The following is a 14,100-nucleotide window of genomic DNA, read 5'->3' as shown; positions in this document are numbered from 1 at the left end:
TGAAGCCCGCACCACGCCACGGGCTTCCTTACTACCAGTGTGACGTGGGGATTACTGACTAGCTCGATGTCTAGCCGCGGTCAATGCATGTGCGAGCTGTTGAATATCATGCTCTGCAAACACATCTTCTAGGTTACGGCTTAGTTTTCGACGCCAGTTTGGATATTCATCGAACGTACCAGGAATATTAACGGGTTTGTCCATTTCTAACCAGTCTTCAAGCTGAAGACTGAGTAATGCGCTTGACCCCTGCGCCATGTGCACTTGCATGCCATAGTTTAGCGCTCGTGTCATACCTGTATGATTGACATCGCGCCCCACGCTATCGTCAACAGACAAGTGTCCGTGAAGCGTGTCCAGTATAGCTTGCTTATTCGCGTGTCGGTCAGTGTACAAGGTATTGAGTATGTCTTCCGTGGGGTACAAACCCAATTCTTTACCTAACTCTAAATCTAAACAGTGCCAATAGCCAATTAATGTTGGCATATCATGGGTTGTCAGCGTTGACATCGACTGCACAGGATAATGTGCCGGAGAAAAGAATCCACCGTCTTCTGCCTGCTCAAAAAAGAACACGCGATATGAGTACACACCATTGTCCGCGAGCTTACTGCGAATTTCATCAGGAACAGTACCTAAGTCCTCACCGATGACTAAGCTTTGGTGACGATGACTTTCTAGGGCCAAAATGCCAAGCAGATCATCTACAGGATAATAAACATATCCGCCTTCCTTTGCGTCATCGCCTTTCACGACCCACCACAAACGCAGTAGAGCCATCACATGGTCTATTCTTAGCGCACCAGAAGAGGTCATGTTTGAAGCGAACAAATCGATAATCGGTTGGTATTGCTGTTCATAAAGTTTTTGAGGATCCATCGGCGGCAATCCCCAGTTTTGACCGAGTGGTCCCAAAATATCTGGTGGCGCTCCCACACTCGCATCAGTTTTGTATAAATCGCGGTTGCCCCAAATCTCGGCACTACCTTCACTTACACCGACTGCTAAATCGCGATAGAGACCAATGGTCATACCGGCATCCATCGCCGCTTGACTTGCCTGCTCTAGCTGTACGGCGGCTTGCCATTGCAAGAACTGGAAGAATTTGACCCGCTCGGCGTTTGCCTTTTTAAACTTAGCAACATCAGGTTTTTGGTATTCATTGAGTTTTTCAGGGAATACCGGCCAGCCCCAAGATGCCTTGCCCTCTTGGGCTAGCGACTCTTGTAGTGCGTCATAAACCGCCAACATTTCTAAGCTGTCGCCGCCTTCTTCAACAAAGGCTTTAAACTCGCGATTGACTTTTGTGTTTTTGGAAAGGTACTTGGCATTGAACTGCTCGAACACCAAAGACAAGGCGTCGAGTTTCAATTTCGCAACGGCACTGTAGTCAACATACTCTACCGCTCTCGCGTGATTGAGTGTCGTCTGGAATTCATCACTGCTGACTAGGGCCTGCACTGATTCAGCGTCAAAACAATCAATCGACGACACGTCGATGTACAAGTAGTTCAACCAACGACGAGAAGAAGGCCCATAAGGACTGCAAGAATATGGATTGGCGGGATATAAAGCGTGTATTGGGTTTAGCCCAATAAAGCCAGCACCAACGGACGCCGCTTGCTTCACCAAGTAGGTCAGGTCACTAAAGTCACCAATACCCCAGTTTTGTTGCGTTCGGATGCAGTAAAGCTGAACACTCAAACCCCACAACTTGTTGCCCTGAACTATATCGTTTGGCTTGTAACACGCTTCGGGCGCCAGAATAAGCCGCATAGTTCCAATCGTATCTTCATCGTCTTTAGCCGACAGCGCTAAACTGTGGTATCCCATAGGCAAAGAAAAAGGCAAGGCAACGACGTACTCATGGAATTCGACGTCTTGAATCTGAGCGACGTTAATAAGTTCTTCGTCAACAGGCACGATATCATGGGAGAATGCTTCACCACTTTCTGTCGTTACCGCTACCGTATAGGTATCGTTAGCAAGTTCAATCGGCAAACGCACAGTAATGTGTAAATTATCATTAAGGCGATTAACCTGAACTGGATTCAATGGCGAAAGCCAGACGTTTTTGGCTCCCTCGCCTATTTGCGCCTCCATTGCGTCAGCACTACTCGTGTCGTACCCCAACACATTGAGTAATTTCGCTTTTGTGTCCTCAGAGATAGATGCTGGGTTACCCCAAGCATCAACGTAATTCGTTTCAATGCCCCGCATTTCGACAAGTTTTTGCAGAACGTGATTGGTCATTCTTAATTATTCCTGTATCAAAACTAAGCGTCTGGTAAACCAGATAGCTGTGCTGAAAATGTACATTTTTTTAACATTATTGATTAAGTCGTTCTGCAACGAAACTGAATACGTTTGCATTAGCTTATTTTCGTAATTTTGCAACAAAACAGCCAATTAATTTTGCTAATTATGCCATTTTGATCCATACTTTACGTAATTTTTTTTCACCTTATTTAAAAAAACGAGGTTTAGTATGACAATTCGCATCGGTATCAACGGCTTTGGTCGTATCGGTCGCCTAGTAATGCGTGCAGCTGCTCAACGCGATGACATCGAAGTAGTAGCAATAAATGATCTTCTAGACACGGATTACATCGCCTATCTTCTGAAATACGACTCGACTCACGGCACATTCAGCGGTGACGTTAAAGTTGATAACAACGCATTGATTGTTGATGGCAAACACATCCGCATCACGTCAGAGCGCGATCCTGCTAACTTAGCTTGGAACGCTGTCGATGTTGACGTTGTCGTTGAATCAACTGGCCTATTCCTTACTAAAGAAACAGCGGCTAAGCACATCGAAGCAGGTGCTAAGAAAGTTGTTATGTCTGCGCCATCGAAAGATGACACGCCTATGTTTGTAATGGGTGTAAACCAAGACGCTTATCAAGGTGAAACTATCGTTTCAAACGCATCTTGTACAACAAACTGTCTTGCTCCGCTTGCAAAAGTATTGAACGACAAGTTTGGTATTGTTGATGGCCTTATGACAACAGTTCACGCTACAACAGCTACACAGAAAACAGTAGATGGCCCGTCAATGAAAGATTGGCGTGGTGGTCGTGGTGCTGGCCAAAACATCATTCCTTCATCAACTGGTGCAGCGAAAGCAGTAGGTAAAGTTATCCCTGCATTGAATGGCAAGCTTACTGGTATGGCTTTCCGTGTACCTACGCCGAACGTATCTGTTGTTGACCTGACAGTTAACCTTGCGACGCCTACGAGCTACGAAGCGATTTGTGAAGCAATGAAAGAAGCGTCAGAAGGCGAATTAAAAGGCATCATGAGCTACACAGAAGATGCCGTGGTTTCTAACGATTTCATTGGCAACCCTAATACGTCAATCTTTGACGCGACAGCGGGTATTGCATTGACTGACACATTCGTAAAAGTGGTATCTTGGTACGACAACGAATGGGGTTACTCAAATAAGGTATTAGACCTTGTTAAACACATCAGTCAGTAATTGATTCGATAACGAAAAAAGCGCACACGGTGCGCTTTTTTTATTTGTGCCATCCCCATACACCCCGAGTGTTTTGGTGTGATAGACTTATCAAAATTCATCGTACAAGATTCGCTATGCCTCAAACCGCCCATGCTTTACACATCCTTGTCAAACACAAGGAGCAAGCTGAAGACATTATCAAACAGTTGAAAAAAGGCGCTAAATTTCAAACACTAGCCAAAAAACATTCCACCTGCCCGTCAGGCAAAAAAGGGGGAGATTTAGGCGAATTTCGCCGGGGTCAAATGGTACCTCAGTTTGATAAAGTCTGTTTCAGTGCCGAAACGCTAGTGCCTCACCTCGTGAAAACTAAATTTGGCTGGCACGTGATTAAAATTTTATACAGAACATAGTGGCGCCCTCTTTTTCGCTCAAATAATGAGTCCTATTAAGCGTGCCCGATAGAAGGAACAATCTAGGTGAATACAGTAAAGAAAATAACCATAGACGGCTTACAATACCTCGACATAGATAATTCTCTAGCTCATTGTCGCGTCAGCTTGTATGGCGGCCATGTCGTTTCTTTTACTCCAAAACATGACAACAGAGAGCGTCTATGGCTCAGCCCAAAAGCCGTATTAGACGGTAGCAAACCGATTAGGGGTGGTATTCCTGTCTGTTGGCCTTGGTTTAGTGACGCTCACGGACAAGAGAAAGGTGCCCTGCCCTCTCATGGATATGTCAGAACTCAGCAATGGTCTCTAGACTCATCCAGTGAAAATGGTGACGGTACTATCGTCGAATTAGTTCCAGGCTTCACCCGAGACAAAGGCTTTGAGTACACGTGTGCATTAACACTGCGTCTGAGTGTGGGTAAAACCTTAAAAGTTGAACTGATTACTACCAATAACGATTCTGTGACTTTCAGCTTTGATTGCGCCTTACACACCTACTTTGCAGTGAAAGATATTGATAACGTTAGTCTCACGGGTCTCGATGGGCAATACAAAGATAAACTCTCTGATTGGCAACTCGAAGGTACGCCATCTCCCTATGTATTGAATGGCGAAACTGACCGAATTCACCTGAGTCAGCCTGAGACTATTACTATACTTATCGATGAACAAACCGCTACTGTGGTGGAATCTGAAAATCACGATTCTGTGGTCGTTTGGAATCCAGGAGACAAGGCAAAGACCATGTCTGATATGTCAGATGACGGCAACCGCTTCATGGTGTGTGTTGAAACGGCAATAACTCAGGGGAAAACCTTGGCACCGGGTAAGAGCGTCGCGCTTACTCAAATTATCAGCTAGCACCTTGGACGTATTGCTCTGTTCCTAATCTCACGCTTAAAACCGCTGGGGCATTGCCCTATGAGGGCGTGTTTGATGAGCGCATTCATATAAGAGTTTACAGGACACAATAGCGGCCAATAGGTTCTAAACAAACGCTTTAGTTTGGAACCTAACCGCTACCATCGTGCTTGTTGTCAATGGCGTGTTTTCACTCTCTACCCTTTTCATTCTTGACAGCTTCATTCAATTCATCGAGTTTCTTGTGAATTAACATGATTTCTATTTCGGTTTTAAGAGACACTTCGTAATTCTTGTCCATCGCTAATCTATCTTTCGCTGCTTGCCTATTCTGAGACATCATAATGATTGGCGCTTGTAATGCCGCTAACGTCGACAAGATTAAGTTCAGCAGTATAAATGGATACGGATCAAAGCTTTCCCCACTAAACAACCACACCGAATTAATGGTCATCCACGTTGCCATAATACAAACAAACAAGATAATGAACGTCCAAGAACCTCCGAAAGTGGCCACCCTGTCTGCCACTTTTTCACCCAGCGTTAATTGCTCATCAAACTGGTTGTTTACATCAGCAACGATGGTCTCTTCATCCGCAATGCTTTTTAGAACATTTTGCTTGGACGCTTCCAAATCGCCAAATTGAACATCAAAAATCAACTTCGCTAACTTATCGAAATATCGTTTCATAAATGACCTATATCATTGGTGCTTTACGCCTATAGTATTGGCATAATCGGGTTGTTCAGCAAGCAAAAAAAAGCCTGCTTCTAGAGCAGGCTTTGATAAGAGTAACAACGAATTAGACGCTTGCAGCGCCTTCGCAGGCTTCTTTTGCCAATTGAGTAATTCTGTCCCAATCGTTGCTTTCAATTGCATCATCAGGCGCAACCCATGAGCCGCCAACACATGCTACGTTCTTAAGCGCCAAGTAATCTTTAAAGTTACCTGGACCAATGCCGCCAGTTGGGCAGAATGTTACATCTGGGAATGGGCCACTGATCGATTTGATCGCTTTAACACCACCTGAGGCTTCCGCTGGGAAGAACTTCATGTGAGTGTAACCTGCATCTTTGCCTTTCATTAGATCAGAAGTTGAAGAAATTCCCGGAATAAGTGGGATTTCACTCTCTCTGCCAGCTTGTAATAAATCGGCAGTCATCCCTGGACTGATGGCAAATTTTGCGCCAGCAGCGATGACATCAGCAAGTTGCTGGGCATTTGTTACTGTGCCAGCACCAATTAACGCGTCTGGCACTTCTTGCGCGATAACACGAATAACATCCAATGCAGCGGGTGTACGAAGTGTCACTTCTAACACTCTAATTCCACCAGCAATCAGTGCTTTTGCCATAGGTACCGCTTTTTCAACGTCATGTACCACCAGCACAGGAACGACTGGTCCTGCGGCGAATATATCAGCTGGGGATAATTTCCATTTTGTCATTGTATCAACTCGCAATTTGTTGTTGTAAATACGCAGATGCACCCAGTAGACCATGGTCTGGCTCAGTGATCAGGTAAGTTGGAATATCTTTTACGTAGCTAGCAAGCACGCCCTTCGCCTCGAAGCGAGCGCGGAATTCACTATTTTGTAAAAATTCAGGGAATCGGATAGCAATACCGCCACCAATAAATACACCTCCGGTGGTCGCTAAATTAAGCGCAAGGTTGCCCGCAAAGCTGCCCATAATGCGACAGAACTGGTTTAACGCCAGCTCACAAATTGCACATTCATTTTTCAGCGCTTTGTCAGTTACGTCAGCTGGATCGTCAAGTAGCTTTTCGACGCCACTATTTAGCGCCAACGCTTTATACACATTGAGCAATCCGCGACCGGACATCACTTCTTCAGCAGACGCTCTGCCGTGTTGTTTTTGCAAATAACGCCAAACGATTACATCGGTCTCGTCAACTGGTGCAAAATCAACGTGCCCACCTTCACCATTGAGGGTTTGCCAGCCAGAAGCAGTTTTGGTGATGTGTTCAACACCCAAGCCTGTGCCTGGGCCAAACACCGCGATATTGCCATCATCTTCTGCACTACCGCCGCCAATTTGAATAACTTGTTCAGCAGTTAAAACCGGGAGTGAATGCGCAACAGCAGTAAAGTCATTGATAACCGCTAAATCAGTTAGCCCCAAACTTTCTTTCAACGCTTTTTGTGAAAACGCCCAAGTGTGGTTGGTCATGGTGACCTGATCACCTAAAACAGGGCATGCAATCGCAATACAGCCTTGCTCAAAGTTGATATGACTTACATCGTCAAAATACTGTTTTACTGCGAGTTCTAGCGTGTCGAAGTCAGTACACTTGTATTTGATAATGTCTGTTAGGCTAGCGCCATCGACGCGAGCCAAACGAATATTCGTGCCACCGACATCAGCGACAAATTGTGCAGCCATTATGCTTGCTCCGTATCTACAAACAGAGAACAAGCACCTTCTTCAGCACCTGTTAAGCTGTTTCTCATACCGCCAAACATTTCACGACCCATGCCAACGTGGTGGCGGGCGATATCTGCAGGTTTGGCTCCTCGATTGGCAAGTGTTTGCTCATCAACACAAAGCGTTAACTCACCTGTTTCAGTGTTTAATTCGATGATATCGCCATTGTGTACTTTGGCGAGTAAACCACCCTTGTAGGCTTCTGGGGTGACATGGATAGCTGCTGGCACCTTGCCAGACGCACCTGACATTCGACCATCTGTTACCAATGCCACTTTGTGACCGCGGTCTTGCAATACGCCTAGTGGAGGCGTCAGTCTATGTAATTCAGGCATGCCAATGGCTGAAGGCCCTTGGAAACGAACAACGACAACACAGTCTTTATCCAATTCGCCGGATTTAAATGCTGCATCAAGCTCAAACTGATCTTCAAATACCACAGCAGGGGCTTTGATGTGGCAAGTTGGGGAGCGCAATGCAGACGTTTTAATCACACCACGACCAAGGTTGCCACCGAGTACAGTCAAACCACCATCGGGCTTGAACGGTTCAGCAACCGTTGCCAAGACTTCTTTGTCAAACGACGATTCTGGACCCGCGCGCCACTCTAGCTGACCATCGTTTAGCGTCGGTTCTTGCGTATATCGCTCGAGACCATGACCACAGATAGTATTGACATCGTTGTGTAGTAAGCCTGCGTCTAGTAACTCTTTAAACAACAGAGACATACCGCCAGCTGCAGTAAAGTGGTTTATGTCGGCGTGACCATTCGGATAAATACGCGTCAGCAATGGAACGGCATTCGAAATATCTGAGAAGTCATCCCAATTAATCATAATGCCCGCAGCTCTAGCAACTGCAATCAAGTGCATAGTGTGGTTAGTTGAACCACCTGTCGCTAACAGTCCTACAAGGCCATTCACCATGGCTTTTTCATCGACGATATGGCCAATTGGCATGTAGTTATCGCCCAAATCGGTCAAGCGAGTTGCTTGCACCGCTGCCGCTTTTGTCAATGCATCACGTAGCGGTGTGCCCGGATTCACAAATGAAGAACCAGGCAAATGAAGCCCCATCATTTCGACAACGAGCTGATTAGAGTTAGCTGTGCCGTAGAAGGTACATGTACCTGCTGAATGATAGGACTGCGATTCAGCTTCAAGCAATGCATCACGACCCACTTTGCCCTCGGCAAATTCTTGTCTAACACGCGCTTTTTCTTTGTTAGGCAAACCCGAAGGCATAGGCCCTGCAGGCACAAACACTGTTGGCAGGTGACCAAAGGTCAAAGAACCTATCAATAATCCAGGTACGATCTTGTCACAAATCCCTAACATCAACGCACTATCGAACATGTTATGAGAAAGCGCGACTGCCGCGCTTTGCGCAATCACGTCACGGCTCATCAAGCTCAAATCCATGCCAGGGTTACCTTGAGTAACGCCGTCACACATCGCCGGTACACCACCGGCAAACTGTGCCACACTTCCCACTTCGCGAACGGCATCTTTGATCAGCTGGGGGTAAGTTTCATAGGGTTGGTGAGCAGAAAGCATATCATTATACGAAGAAACGATAGCGACGTTTGCTTTGGTCATGCTACGTAGATCGGATTTATCTTCTGCGCCACAAGCCGCAAAACCATGCGCCAAGTTACCACAGCTTAAAACACCTCGATGCGGACCTTGACGGCGAGCATTATCGATTTTCTCTAGGTAAGCTTTACGAGACTCTTTACTACGCTCAATTATACGTTGTGTTACTTCTTGAATCTGAGAGTTCATGTTCACTCCTACGGCGCCCACATTAAGGTGACAGGGGCGCGATTAACGACTGCTGTGATAGGCTTTTCTATTTCGGTAGCATTGGCCATGGCATCTTCAAGCACGGCTAATTTGCTATCTCCAGTCAAATGCAAAAATATGTTCCTGCTGTTGAGTAATGCAGGCAATGTCAACGATATGCGCTGATGAGGCGCAGTGGTCGGCTGAACAGCAATTAAGGTGTTACCGCTATCCATGTCCAATCCTTCAGAAACCTGCTCTGAACAAGGGAACAAAGAAGCAGTATGACCGTCTTCGCCCATGCCCAAAATCAAAGCATCAAACGGTTGCGATAGGCCTTTAAATAGTGCCTCTGCTTCAGCGATACCGTCCGCAGCATCTTCATGGGCAGTTTTAGGAGAAACAAAGTTCGCCACCGCCGCATGATTTTGAATGAGGTTTTCTTTTACTAATTTTGTATTCGAAGCATCATGGTCGCCGTCAACCCATCTCTCGTCAGCTAACGTAATGTCAACCTTATCCCATGCAAGTTCTGTGTTGCTGAGCGTTTTAAACAAGGCTAGTGGTGTGCGACCACCACTGACGACCAATGACGCCCGGCCATTATTAGCGATACCCGCTTCAAGCAACTCAACAAGCTTTGTCGCAAATGCCGACGTAAGCGTATCAGCAGATTCAAATTTTTCGATTTGCAATGCCATTACTTTTTCTTCCCTACTCGGCTTTCATACCAGGCTCTGTCTGCACGCGCTAAAAGACCAATCGATGCGACTGGACCCCAAGTACCCGCTTGATAGGGTTCTGGCGGTTCGTTTGACGACTTCCAAGCCTCTAAAATCGAGTCAACCCAAGTCCACGCCTGTTCAATTTCGTCGCGACGTACGAATAAGGCTTGGTTACCCAACATCACCTCTAGCAATAGCTTTTCATATGCATCAGCAATACGGTCATCAGAGAAGGCCTCTGAGAAGCTCAAGTTCAACTTAGACTTTTGCAGGTCCATAGAGCCAGAACTCGTCAAACCCGGTACTTTGTTCATTACCGTGATTTCAACACCTTCGTCAGGCTGCAGTCTGATAACCAATTTGTTAGGAGGAAGGTTTTTGAAACTGTCACCGAACAAATTGTGAGGCTGACGACGGAAGTAAATTACCACTTCACTGACCTTCGATGGCATACGCTTACCCGTGCGAAGGTAGAAAGGCACGCCGGCCCAGCGCCAGTTGTCGATTTCTGCTTTAATCGCGACAAAGGTTTCAGTTTGGCTTTCAGTATTCGCATCTGGCTCTTCTAAATAACCAGGTACCTCTTCGCCCTTTACAAAGCCAGACGTGTACTGACCGCGAACCGTCGTTTCCGAAATATTAGACGAATTGATAGGGCGTAGTGCTTTAAGCACTTTTAGCTTTTCGTCACGGATGCTGTCTGCGTCAAGCGTTGCAGGCGGCTCCATCGCGATCAGGGTCAACACTTGTAACAAGTGGTTTTGAACCATGTCACGCATTTGACCGGCGTCATCGAAATAGCCCCAACGACCTTCGATACCGACAGATTCAGCAACACTAATCTGAACGTGGTCAATGCTGTTGTGATCCCAGTTCGTTGCAAATATTGAGTTAGCAAAACGAAGTGCAATCAAGTTCAATACCGTTTCTTTACCAAGATAGTGGTCAATGCGGTAGATTTGGCTCTCGTCGAAATACTCTGCAACTTGGTTGTTAATTTCTTTTGACGTTTCTAAATCGTGACCGATTGGTTTTTCTAGAACCACTCGAACACTTGAGTCAATGATGTTACAGCTATGCAACCCTTTACAGATATCGCCATAAATTGATGGCGGCGTAGCGAGGTAACAAACCATCGTGCGCTCAGGGTCTACATGCCCATCAAACTGTTGATAGCTCGCCTCATCGCGCATATCGACACAGATGTAGTCCAACTTAGCTTCTAAACGCGCCCATGTTTCGTCGCACACAGGTTCGCCGCTGAATTTTTCAATATTCTCTTTAACTTGCTTTATGTAGTCTTCTTTACTCAAGTCCTGGCGTGCCACACCAATAATAGTGGTCTCAGGATGAACCAAATTAGCCTTTTCTAGCTGGTATAAAGAAGGAAGTAACTTGCGTCGAGACAGATCCCCCAGTGTGCCGAATAGCACGAAATCACAGGGTTCAAAGGAATTGTCCATTACCATATCATCAACCTTATTGTTTGCCCAAAGCGATAGTCATTGGCAGGCTCCAATGCTATCGGTAATGTTGTTAGCGTATAGTTAACACCAAATGTAGTAAAATTACAACTTGAGTTACACATTGTATTGCGCCCCCTGTTCACAGAGACTTGCGGGGTAGCCCGACTTAACCAAATGTCAAAAAATTACATTTTTCTTGTTACTTTCGTTACATTGGGTAGTATATTTACAGGAATATTAATAATAAATGACATCTTGAACGCCAAATTTGCATGAATATTTTAGAAAAAATCACTCAAAACAAGGCCGCTTTCAGTAAGTCTGAAAGGAAAGTAGCCGAGGTCATACTTGCCAATCCTCAAACGGCGATCCATTCGAGTATAGCAACACTGGCGAAGATGTCTGACGTGAGCGAGCCGACGGTAAATCGATTCTGTCGTCGCTTGGATACTAAAGGTTTCCCTGACTTTAAGTTGCATTTAGCACAAAGCTTGGCCAATGGTACACCTTACGTAAATCGCCATGTCGACGAAAGTGATGGGCCAGAAGAATACACCAACAAGATCTTTGAATCGACAATGGCATCACTTGAAGTGGCTCGACAATCCATTTGCGTTAACACCGTTAACCGTGTTGTAGATTTGTTGACTCAGGCGAACAAAATTTCTTTCTTCGGCCTAGGCGCCTCTGCTTCTGTGGCACATGACGCACTGAATAAGTTTTTCCGATTCAATGTCCCCGTTGTTTATTTCGAAGATATCCTAATGCAACGAATGAGCTGTATGAATTGCGCTGAGGGTGACGTTGTCGTGTTGATTTCTCACACCGGAAGAACTAAAAGCCTTGTCGAAATTGCTCAGATTGCACGTATGAACGATGCAACGGTAATAGGAATTACGTCAGCAGAAAGCCCGTTATCAAAAGAATGCAACATGGTTTTATCACTTGAAGTGCCTGAAGATACGGATATGTACATGCCAATGGCCTCTCGTATCGCCCAGTTAACATTGATTGATATATTGGCGACGGGCTTTACCCTGAGACGAGGCAATAAGTTTAGAGAGAATCTCAAACGAGTAAAAGATACACTACGCGGTTCACGTTACGACAAACGCAACGACTAAGCTCCCTGCGAAGTGGTCGCTACACCAGACAAATGCGACCGCTTCTCTCCCCTCACACCATTAAAAACTCGTTAGTCTTTTCATTTCACAACGCACTAAATTTCAACGAATTGTGGGTAATTTACAACGTCTCTGGTCTTACCAGCATCAAATTCTCCCTAAGTTGGCCAAGTAATAATCATCTGACGTTCACATTTCTGTCAGATTCAACTACTATTCTGTAATAAAATTACGTAAAACGTTTTCATTTACGTATTTTCGAAACCTACCCACGTTAGCAAAAAGGCAAAGCGACAGATCCTTATGACTAGAAGAACCAAAATACTAGCAACACTAGGTCCAGCAACAGATACGCTGGAAAAAATAGAGGCACTTATTGCCGCAGGTGCAAATACTGTTCGAATGAACTTCTCTCATGGTCAGGCCGAAGACCACATCGAACGTGCAGCACGCGTAAGGCAAGCCGCTAAAAACCTTGGGAAATACGTTGCAATTCTGGGCGATTTGCAAGGGCCAAAAATCCGAGTGTCGCGTTTTAAAGACGGCCCGATTAAGCTAGCAGTGGGTGATAAGTTTGTTCTCGACGCTGAAATGGGTAAAGAAGACGGTCACCAAGATGCCGTCGGTATCGACTATAAAGCATTGCCAGATGATGTATCTGCTGGTGATTTGCTCTTATTGGATGATGGGCGTATTCAATTACAAGTTGAAAGCGTAGAAGGTAGAAAAGTCTTAACGGTAGTCACAGTGGGTGGGAAGCTTTCCAACAACAAAGGGATTAACCGTCAAGGTGGTGGTCTATCAGCCGATGCCCTAACGGACAAAGATAAGGCCGACATCATCACTGCAGCTAAAATTGGTGTTGACTACCTAGCCGTTTCCTTCCCGAGAAGTGGTGCTGATCTTGATTATGCCCGCTCTCTAGCCAAAGAAGCGGGATTGGACGCGAAGATTTGTGCCAAAGTAGAACGCGCAGAAACCGTTGCCTCTGATGAAGCAATGGATGACATCATAAAGGCATCTGATGCGGTCATGGTTGCTCGTGGTGACCTAGGTGTAGAAATTGGTGACGCTGAGTTAGTCGGCGTGCAGAAACGCCTTATTGCTCGTTCTCGTCAACTGAATAAAGTGGTCATTACCGCGACTCAAATGATGGAGTCTATGATTGATAGCCCCATGCCAACACGTGCGGAAGTCATGGACGTTGCTAATGCGGTGCTCGATGGAACAGATGCGGTCATGTTGTCGGCAGAAACCGCTGCGGGTAATTTCCCTATCGAGACCGTACAAGCCATGGCTCGTGTTTGTGAAGGTGCAGAAACCCACCCGAGTGTGAAATTTTCAAAACACCGTTTAGATGAACTGTTCTCTGACGTAAGTGAAACCATCGCGTTGTCAGCGGTTTACGCAGCAAATCATTTAGCCAGTGTGAAAGCGATTGTAGGCTTAACGGAAAGTGGGAATACGCCGAAGTTGATGTCGCGTATTACAACGACATTGCCTATTATCGGTATGTCTCGTCATGAACATACTTTGAATACCATGGCATTATGCCGTGGCGTGAAACCGGTTTACTTCGATTCTCGCAATAGTGAGCCGGGTCAATTGAAAGGCGATGTAATGAACACGTTAAAAGAACATGGCTTAGTAGAAACGGGCGATAACGTCATCTTCACTTATGGCGACGAAATGGAAAAAGTTGGAGCAACCAACGCATTGAAATTAGTCACGGTTGACTAAACGTAAACGCCGATGATTCACAAAAAAGCCC

Annotated in this window: 12 protein-coding genes; 5 read left to right on the top strand and 7 right to left on the bottom strand. The window is 45.7% G+C overall.

Annotated elements, in window-relative coordinates:
* Positions 1–51: 51 nt before the first annotated feature.
* The gene (malQ, locus tag AC27G9_RS01805; protein WP_487070410.1) at positions 52–2,253 is read right to left on the bottom strand and encodes a 4-alpha-glucanotransferase; all 2,202 of its coding nucleotides are present in this window, start codon (positions 2,251–2,253) and stop codon (positions 52–54) included.
* A gap of 235 nt (positions 2,254–2,488) precedes the next feature.
* On the opposite strand from malQ, the gene gap reads away from it, so the two are divergent.
* The 3 genes from gap to AC27G9_RS01790 all read left to right on the top strand — a co-directional run bounded on the left by gap (position 2,489) and on the right by AC27G9_RS01790 (position 4,782).
* Positions 2,489–3,484: a type I glyceraldehyde-3-phosphate dehydrogenase gene (gap, locus tag AC27G9_RS01800; protein ID WP_487070408.1), complete on the top strand. Its 996-nt coding sequence runs from the start codon at positions 2,489–2,491 to the stop codon at positions 3,482–3,484.
* A 95-nt stretch (positions 3,485–3,579) separates the two neighbouring features.
* Positions 3,580–3,879, top strand: a complete 300-nt coding sequence (ppiC, locus tag AC27G9_RS01795) for a peptidylprolyl isomerase PpiC (RefSeq protein ID WP_487072033.1) — start codon at positions 3,580–3,582, stop codon at positions 3,877–3,879.
* 66 nt (positions 3,880–3,945) lie between these two features.
* Positions 3,946–4,782: a D-hexose-6-phosphate mutarotase gene (locus AC27G9_RS01790; RefSeq protein ID WP_487070406.1), complete on the top strand. Its 837-nt coding sequence runs from the start codon at positions 3,946–3,948 to the stop codon at positions 4,780–4,782.
* Positions 4,783–4,972: 190 nt separating this feature from the next.
* Here the strand turns inward: AC27G9_RS01790 and AC27G9_RS01785 are convergent, their stop codons facing one another.
* The 6 genes from AC27G9_RS01785 to zwf all read right to left on the bottom strand — a co-directional run bounded on the left by AC27G9_RS01785 (position 4,973) and on the right by zwf (position 11,208).
* Positions 4,973–5,473, bottom strand: a complete 501-nt coding sequence (locus AC27G9_RS01785; RefSeq protein WP_487070404.1) for a DUF1003 domain-containing protein — start codon at positions 5,471–5,473, stop codon at positions 4,973–4,975.
* Between the two features lie 112 nt (positions 5,474–5,585).
* The gene (locus AC27G9_RS01780) at positions 5,586–6,230 is read right to left on the bottom strand and encodes a bifunctional 4-hydroxy-2-oxoglutarate aldolase/2-dehydro-3-deoxy-phosphogluconate aldolase (protein WP_487070402.1); all 645 of its coding nucleotides are present in this window, start codon (positions 6,228–6,230) and stop codon (positions 5,586–5,588) included.
* Between the two features lie 4 nt (positions 6,231–6,234).
* Positions 6,235–7,188: a glucokinase gene (locus tag AC27G9_RS01775; RefSeq protein WP_487070400.1), complete on the bottom strand. Its 954-nt coding sequence runs from the start codon at positions 7,186–7,188 to the stop codon at positions 6,235–6,237.
* Entirely contained in the window at positions 7,188–9,014 is a 1,827-nt protein-coding gene (gene edd / locus AC27G9_RS01770) for a phosphogluconate dehydratase (protein ID WP_487070398.1), read from the bottom strand. The genes AC27G9_RS01775 and edd overlap by 1 nt, the downstream gene beginning before the upstream one ends.
* A gap of 8 nt (positions 9,015–9,022) precedes the next feature.
* Entirely contained in the window at positions 9,023–9,715 is a 693-nt protein-coding gene (gene pgl, locus AC27G9_RS01765; RefSeq protein WP_487070396.1) for a 6-phosphogluconolactonase, read from the bottom strand.
* Positions 9,715–11,208, bottom strand: coding sequence for a glucose-6-phosphate dehydrogenase (gene zwf / locus AC27G9_RS01760; RefSeq protein WP_487070394.1), 1,494 nt, complete (start codon positions 11,206–11,208; stop codon positions 9,715–9,717). Before zwf ends, pgl begins: the two co-directional genes overlap by 1 nt.
* 269 nt (positions 11,209–11,477) lie before the next feature.
* Here zwf and AC27G9_RS01755 point away from each other — a divergent pair, with 269 nt between their 5' ends.
* Positions 11,478–12,329 carry a MurR/RpiR family transcriptional regulator gene (locus tag AC27G9_RS01755; protein WP_487070392.1) on the top strand — a complete coding sequence of 284 codons (852 nt, stop codon included), beginning with the start codon at positions 11,478–11,480 and terminating at the stop codon, positions 12,327–12,329.
* 303 nt (positions 12,330–12,632) lie between these two features.
* The gene (gene pyk / locus AC27G9_RS01750; protein WP_487070390.1) at positions 12,633–14,069 is read left to right on the top strand and encodes a pyruvate kinase; all 1,437 of its coding nucleotides are present in this window, start codon (positions 12,633–12,635) and stop codon (positions 14,067–14,069) included.
* Positions 14,070–14,100 lie beyond the last annotated feature (31 nt).

The organism is Alteromonas sp. 5NS40-0096 (genome assembly GCF_057544385.1).
Note: the sequence above shows the minus strand (reverse complement) of the source record. Positions and strands in the feature narration are given on the sequence as shown.

What these genes read in the sequence shown, in the direction of transcription:
- malQ (WP_487070410.1), bottom strand. Translation starts at nt 2,253, where the DNA reads ATGACCAATCACGTTCTGCAAAAACTTGTCGAAATGCGGGGCATTGAA.
- gap (WP_487070408.1), top strand. Translation starts at nt 2,489, where the DNA reads ATGACAATTCGCATCGGTATCAACGGCTTTGGTCGTATCGGTCGCCTA.
- AC27G9_RS01785 (WP_487070404.1), bottom strand. Translation starts at nt 5,473, where the DNA reads ATGAAACGATATTTCGATAAGTTAGCGAAGTTGATTTTTGATGTTCAA.
- AC27G9_RS01780 (WP_487070402.1), bottom strand. Translation starts at nt 6,230, where the DNA reads ATGACAAAATGGAAATTATCCCCAGCTGATATATTCGCCGCAGGACCA.
- AC27G9_RS01775 (WP_487070400.1), bottom strand. Translation starts at nt 7,188, where the DNA reads ATGGCTGCACAATTTGTCGCTGATGTCGGTGGCACGAATATTCGTTTG.
- edd (WP_487070398.1), bottom strand. Translation starts at nt 9,014, where the DNA reads ATGAACTCTCAGATTCAAGAAGTAACACAACGTATAATTGAGCGTAGT.
- pgl (WP_487070396.1), bottom strand. Translation starts at nt 9,715, where the DNA reads ATGGCATTGCAAATCGAAAAATTTGAATCTGCTGATACGCTTACGTCG.
- zwf (WP_487070394.1), bottom strand. Translation starts at nt 11,208, where the DNA reads ATGGTAATGGACAATTCCTTTGAACCCTGTGATTTCGTGCTATTCGGC.
- AC27G9_RS01755 (WP_487070392.1), top strand. Translation starts at nt 11,478, where the DNA reads ATGAATATTTTAGAAAAAATCACTCAAAACAAGGCCGCTTTCAGTAAG.
- pyk (WP_487070390.1), top strand. Translation starts at nt 12,633, where the DNA reads ATGACTAGAAGAACCAAAATACTAGCAACACTAGGTCCAGCAACAGAT.